This window comes from Curtobacterium sp. B18 (assembly GCF_000333375.1).
Classification (GTDB): domain Bacteria; phylum Actinomycetota; class Actinomycetes; order Actinomycetales; family Microbacteriaceae; genus Curtobacterium.
In genome coordinates this window covers 1-5,632 of record NZ_BACZ01000378.1, presented here as the reverse complement: position 1 = coordinate 5,632, position 5,632 = coordinate 1, and the positions used below count along the sequence as shown (strand labels likewise).

At 71.7% G+C, this 5,632-nt stretch carries 5 protein-coding genes and 1 pseudogene; 5 read left to right on the top strand and 1 reads right to left on the bottom strand.

Features of this window, described 5'->3' with window-relative positions; genetic code table 11:
* The first annotated feature begins 90 nt into the window (after window positions 1-90).
* The 3 genes from I5E_RS10490 to I5E_RS21610 all read left to right on the top strand — a co-directional run bounded on the left by I5E_RS10490 (window position 91) and on the right by I5E_RS21610 (window position 3,079).
* On the top strand, window positions 91-1,488 hold the full coding sequence (locus I5E_RS10490) for a sensor histidine kinase (protein WP_022906939.1): 1,398 nt from the start codon (window positions 91-93) through the stop codon (window positions 1,486-1,488).
* An 11-nt stretch (window positions 1,489-1,499) separates the two neighbouring features.
* Entirely contained in the window at window positions 1,500-2,111 is a 612-nt protein-coding gene (locus I5E_RS10485; protein WP_261974899.1) for a response regulator, read from the top strand.
* An 86-nt stretch (window positions 2,112-2,197) separates the two neighbouring features.
* Window positions 2,198-3,079, top strand: coding sequence for a hypothetical protein (locus I5E_RS21610; RefSeq protein ID WP_022906937.1), 882 nt, complete (start codon window positions 2,198-2,200; stop codon window positions 3,077-3,079).
* 92 nt (window positions 3,080-3,171) lie between these two features.
* Here I5E_RS21610 and I5E_RS10475 read toward each other — a convergent pair whose 3' ends face one another.
* A complete protein-coding gene (locus I5E_RS10475) occupies window positions 3,172-3,513 on the bottom strand; it encodes an RICIN domain-containing protein (protein WP_022906936.1) in 342 nt (113 codons plus the stop codon).
* A 350-nt stretch (window positions 3,514-3,863) separates the two neighbouring features.
* On the opposite strand from I5E_RS10475, the gene I5E_RS10470 reads away from it, so the two are divergent.
* Both I5E_RS10470 and I5E_RS10465 read left to right on the top strand, forming a co-directional pair.
* Window positions 3,864-5,174: an extracellular solute-binding protein gene (locus I5E_RS10470; RefSeq protein WP_022906935.1), complete on the top strand. Its 1,311-nt coding sequence runs from the start codon at window positions 3,864-3,866 to the stop codon at window positions 5,172-5,174.
* A 7-nt stretch (window positions 5,175-5,181) separates the two neighbouring features.
* Window positions 5,182-5,632, top strand: a pseudogene (locus I5E_RS10465) (sugar ABC transporter permease); the annotation flags it as partial.

The following is a 5,632-nucleotide window of genomic DNA, read 5'->3' as shown; positions in this document are numbered from 1 at the left end:
CGCCTCCCGTCTGTCCAGCGTGCGTCACCGTCACCACCGGTCGTCGGGGCGCACCCACCGGACCCGGGCCGGCACCGTTACGGTGGCCCTGTGCGTGGACACCGGTCGTCGGACACCGAAGCGGCGGGGACCCCGCTGGTGCTCGTCGCGGCCGACCAGCGTCGTCGGACCGGCCGGACGCCCTGGGGCAGGGTCCTCGTCGGGGTGGTGATCGCCGCCCTCGTCGGGGGCGCGGCCGTCGCCACGGCGGGCGCGCTCGTCTCGCAGCGCATCGCCGAGGGCTTCGCCGTCCGTGACGCGACGTCGGACACGGCCGCACTGGCGCGGGTCGTGGTCGAGCCCGCCCTGGTGGACGCGATCGCCGACCCCGACGCGCCCACCTCCGAACGGGCTGCGGCCCGCGCACGACTGGCCGATGCGGTGGCCGGCGAGCTGCGGGCGGGGTCCGCGGTGCGGATGAAGCTCTGGGCCGCCGACGGCACCGTCCTCTGGTCCGACGAAGCCCGGCTCGTCGGGGAACGGTTCCCGCTGGGCGCCGAGGACCTCGAAGCGCTGGAGACCGACCGGTCCGACGCCGAGGTGTCCGACCTGTCCGAGCCCGAGAACCGCTTCGAACGGGGGCACGGCCCGCTGCTCGAGGCGTACCAGGCGGTGCACACCCCGTCGGGCGAGGCGCTGCTGTTCGAGGCCTACCAGCGCTACGACGAGGTCGTGTCCCGCGCCGCGGACCTGCGGAGCGCGTTCGCCGCCCTCGCGTTCGGCACCGTCGGCGTCGTGCTCGCCCTGCTCGTCCCGCTGCTGCTCTGGCTGCTGCTCCGGATCCGGTCGGGGCAGCGCGCGCGGGAGCGGCTGCTCGGTCGTGCGCTCGACGCCGAGGCCGCCGAACGCCGACGCATGGCGGCCGACCTGCACGACGGCCCGGTGCAGGACGTCGCCGGGCTCGCCCTCTCGCTCGGGGCGGACCCGGCCACCCGTGACGCGGCGGCGGCCCTGCGCGGTGCGGTGTCGTCGCTGCGCGGCTCGATGTCCGCGATCCGTCCGGCGGCTCCCGAACGGGACGGCCTGGGCGCGGCGCTCGACGACGTCTGCGCACGGGCGCGCGCCGCCGGGCTCACCACGAGCCTCCACGTGCCGGACCCGGTCGAGGCGTCGTCCGCGGCGCTGCTCGCGGTCGTCCGGTTCGTCCGCGAGGCGGTCGCCAACGTCGTCACGCACGCGAACGCCTCCGTCGTCGACGTGCAGGTCGCGGCGGCCCCGGGTGCCTCCGGCGCCGGCCGCGGTGCCGTGCTGGTGGTCACGGTCTCGGACGACGGCGTGGGCTTCGACCCGGTGCGTGCGACGGCCCCGGACCGTCCGGGGCACCTCGGCACCACGCTCCTGCGGGAGATCGCCGAGGACACCGGCGGCTCGCTCGAGCTCGAGACCGCTCCGGGTGCCGGGACGACCTGGCGACTGCGCGTGCCGGTCGACACCGAGGCGCTGCGGTGAGGGTCCTCGTCGTGGACGACCACGCCCTCGTCCGGAGCGGACTGCGGGCCGTCCTCGCGGCGACCGGTGACTGCGAGGTCGTGGGCGAGGCGGCCACCGGCGAGGAGGCCGTCGCGCTCGCGCCCGGACTCCGGCCGGACGTCGTCGTGATGGACCTGTCGATGCCGGGGGCCGGTGGGGTGGCTGCCACGGCGGCGCTGCGGTCGGCGATGCCCGACGTCCGGGTCCTCGTCCTCACCACGTTCGCCGACGACGGTCGGGTGCGTGCCGCACTCGCTGCCGGGGCGACCGGGTACCTGCTGAAGGACGCCGCCCCGGACGAGGTCGTGCGTGCCGTCCGCGCGGCCGCCCGCGACGAGACACCGATCGACCCCCGGGTCGCCCGTGCGCTGCTCCCCGGCGGCACGTCGACCACGTCGACCACCGCACCGGACGTCCAGCTCCCGCCCCGGGAACGCGACGTCCTCGTCCGGATCGCCCGGGGCCTGTCGAACCGACAGATCGCGACCGAACTCGGCATCGCGGAACGGACCGTCAAGGTCCACGCCGGCAGTCTCTTCCGCCGCATCGGGGTGGCCGACCGCACGAGTGCGGCGCTCTGGGGCAGGGACCACGGGTACTAGTACCAAGGTCCGATGGTGCGGCCGCGGCGGGGCGGCGACGATCGGTGTCGAGGGGTTCTCACCCCCAGCACACCAGGAGGCACACCATGACCAGCACGCACCAGCGCCACGGACGGCGCATCGGCATCGTCGCCGCGGTCACCGCGGGCGTCGTCGCCGCGGTCGCCCTCGCCGGGGTCGCCCCCGCGAACGCGTCCGGCAAGACCTCGACCGGCGGGGACTACGCCGTCACCCTGAACGGCACGACCACCAACCCCGCACCGGGCAAGGACTTCAAGGTCAAGGACGTCGCCGTCTCGGGCACTATCGCGGTGCGCGGCAAGCACAACGGGTTCGATATCCGCACGGCCGACCTCGGCGTGTACGACTACACGCTCACCGGCGCGCCGGACACGCAGCGGATGGTGACGAAGCCGACCGTGGTGTTCGCCTCGAAGGTCCCGTCGCTGACCGCCGCGCAGCTCGCCGGCGCGAGGCTGTCGTCGCTCGAGGTGCGGGACGACACCCTCGTCGCGATCTTCGCCACCGGGGCCGGCAAGCTCAAGGTGCAGGCGAAGGACGGCGCGCAGGGCGGCATCTTCCAGATGGAGACCGAGTTCGCCCAGCCGGTGACGTTCACGCACACGCTCGGCGCCGGCCTGTTCTACTTCACGAACCCGTACACCGGGAAGATCAACTTCGGCGACGGCACCCCCGCCGTGACCTCGGGCAGCGGCGCCCACCAGATGCTGCTCGGCAAGGACAGCCCGCAGGTCGCGACCAAGACATCGCAGACCGCGACCACGACGACGTGGACCGTCCAGCCGGGCGGCCGGATGGGCGGGGTGCTCGGCGAGGACGCCGTCGAGCTCTCGCAGGGGGCGACGAACTGCACGAGCCAGTGCCAGGCGCAGAACCAGATCCGCGGCTCGCTGCCGGTCCCGCCGGACCCGGTGGACCCGCAGCCGCTGCGCGTCGCGGTCCGCTGACGCGGACGGAGAGCGCAACCGTGACGGGAGGCGCGGTGCGGGTCGGACCCGCACCGCGCCTCCTGGACGTGCTGCGGAGGCCGCGGGTTGCGCTACTGGTTGCTGAGCTGGACGAGCCGCCAGCGCTGATCGGATCCGGTCCCGGCCGCGGTCTGGACGACGTTCGCTCCGTCAGCGGTCGAGCCCTGGACGCTGAGGACGAGGCCGCTGTTGACGTTCTTGATCTGCCAGGACGTCCCACTCTGCACCATGGACCACTGCTGGTCGGCGCTGGTGTTCGCGGTCCACTGCACCGCTTGCGCCCCGCCAGCCTTGCTGGCCTGGTAGATCCCGAGCGACTTGCCGCTGTTGCGGTCGACGATGGACAGGTTCCCGTTCGCGAGGGTGGAGAGCTGCCACGACTGGTCGGTCGAACCGAGGAGGCGCCCTGCCATGCGCCGAGGGCGCGGCCGCCGGACTCGTTCAGCAGTGTGGTGGTGCTGCCCTTCTTCATCAGGCGCCAGAACTGTCCGGCGTTCTGGGCGTTCTTCGCGGCCGTGATGACGTCCGGGGTGTTCCCCGCAGGCTCTCCGCAGGAAGAGCTTTCGCGTCCGGGAATCGTCGTGACCGCGAAAAGTTTTCCAACCAGGACGCAACAGTGTCGTGCCGCGCTGGGAGCCGCCTATGGTCGTGCCAGCCCTTCCACTGCCCGGCCAGCCTGATCCCGGCTGGACGGTGGAAGGTCCCGGTCACCGTCGCCCCGCGGGACCGGTACCCGAACGAGATCGAGCCAAGGATGCCTCTCATGACCTCTCCCCGCGGCCGCAAGACCCGCACCCTCATCACCGCTGCGGCGGTGACCGCTGCCCTCGTGGCGACCCTCACCGGCTGCTCCGCCTCCGGCAGCGGGTCCGGAACGACCGGTCCGGCGACCCTGTGGGCGCTGACCGGTGACCAGACCACGGTCGTCGAGCCGGCGGTCGCGGCGTGGAACAAGGAGCACCCGGACCAGAAGATCAGCGCGCAGTACTTCGCCAACGACGCGTACAAGACCAAGATCCGTACCGCGGTCGGTGCCGGTCAGGCGCCGACCATCATCTACAGCTGGGCAGGCGGCACGCTCGACAGCTACGTTAAGGCCGGCAAGGTCGCCGACCTCACCGACGACGTCAAGTCGGTGCAGGACAAGTACAACAAGTCGGTGTTCGACCTCGGCGTCGTCGACGGCAAGACCTACGCCGTACCGATGGACCCGTCGTACCCGGTGATGCTCTACTTCAACAAGGACGTCCTCCAGAAGGCCGGCGTCGACCAGCCGCAGACCTGGGACGAACTCCTCACCGCGGTGAAGAAGCTCAAGTCCGCCGGCGTCCTGCCGATCGCGCTCGCCGGTGGCAGCAAGTGGCCGGAACTGATGTGGGAGGAGTACCTCGTCGACCGCGTCGCTGGCCCCGACGCGTTCAAGGCCGTCGAGAACGGCGAGAAGGACGCCTGGAGCGACCCGGGCATCATCAAGGCGAACACGATGCTGCAGCAGCTCGTCGACGCGGGCGGGTTCGGCTCCGACTTCAACTCCGTCGTCGCCGACAGCAACGCCGACGCCGCGCTGCTCTACACCGGCAAGGCCGGCATGCTCCTGCAGGGCGCGTGGGCCTACGGCACCTTCACCACGTCGGCCGCTGACTTCGCGAAGTCCGGCCTCGGCTACACCAACTTCCCCGCGGTGGACGGCGGGAAGGGCGACCCGAAGAACATCGTCGGCAACGTCTCGGGCTACTTCTCCGTCTCTGCCGACGCATCCGAGTCGCAGAAGAAGGCAGCCATCGCGTACCTGACGAAGGGCACCTTCAACGACGAGTACACCGAGCGGCTCCTGAAGAACGGGCAGGTTCCCCCGGTGACGGACGTCGCCAGCCAGATCAGCGGCGGTTCCGACTCCTTCGTCGGGCAGACCTCGTCGCTGATCGACCAGGCGCCGAACTTCCAGATGTCGTGGGACCAGGCCCTCCCCGCTGCGCAGTCGACCGCGCTGCTGACCAACCTCGACAAGCTGTTCAGCAAGCAGATCACGCCGGAGCAGTTCTCCGACGCGATGAACCAGACGATCGGCAAGTAGGACCCTCATGACGCTCAGCACCACTCGCCCGGGCGGATCGCGTCAGCGGTCCGCCCGGGCGGCGGGCCCGTCGGGGTGGTACGCCGTCCCCGCGCTCGTCTTCTTCGCCGTCTTCGCCCTCGTGCCCCTCGTCGTGGCCCTCTGGCTCAGCTTCACCACGTGGGACGCGATCTCCTCCCCGACCTTCGTCGGACTGTCCAACTGGACTTCGGTCCTCGCCGACTCCGGCACCTGGCACGCGCTCCTGCTCACCCTCGAGGTCGTGGTGCTGTCCTGGGTCGTGCAGACCCCGATCAGCCTGCTCCTCGGCGTGTTCGTCGCCGGCAACCAGCGCTACCGCGCGATCCTCGCCGCGATCTACTTCCTGCCGCTCATCCTGTCCTCCGCGGCGATCGGACTGGCGTTCAAGGCGATCCTGGACCCCAACTTCGGACTCGGCGCCTCGCTCGGAGTGTCGG

Bases quoted from the DNA above. Each gene is read 5' to 3' on its own strand.
- I5E_RS10475 (WP_022906936.1), bottom strand. From the start codon at position 3,513: ATGGCAGGGCGCCTCCTCGGTTCGACCGACCAGTCGTGGCAGCTCTCC.
- I5E_RS21610 (WP_022906937.1), top strand. From the start codon at position 2,198: ATGACCAGCACGCACCAGCGCCACGGACGGCGCATCGGCATCGTCGCC.
- I5E_RS10470 (WP_022906935.1), top strand. From the start codon at position 3,864: ATGACCTCTCCCCGCGGCCGCAAGACCCGCACCCTCATCACCGCTGCG.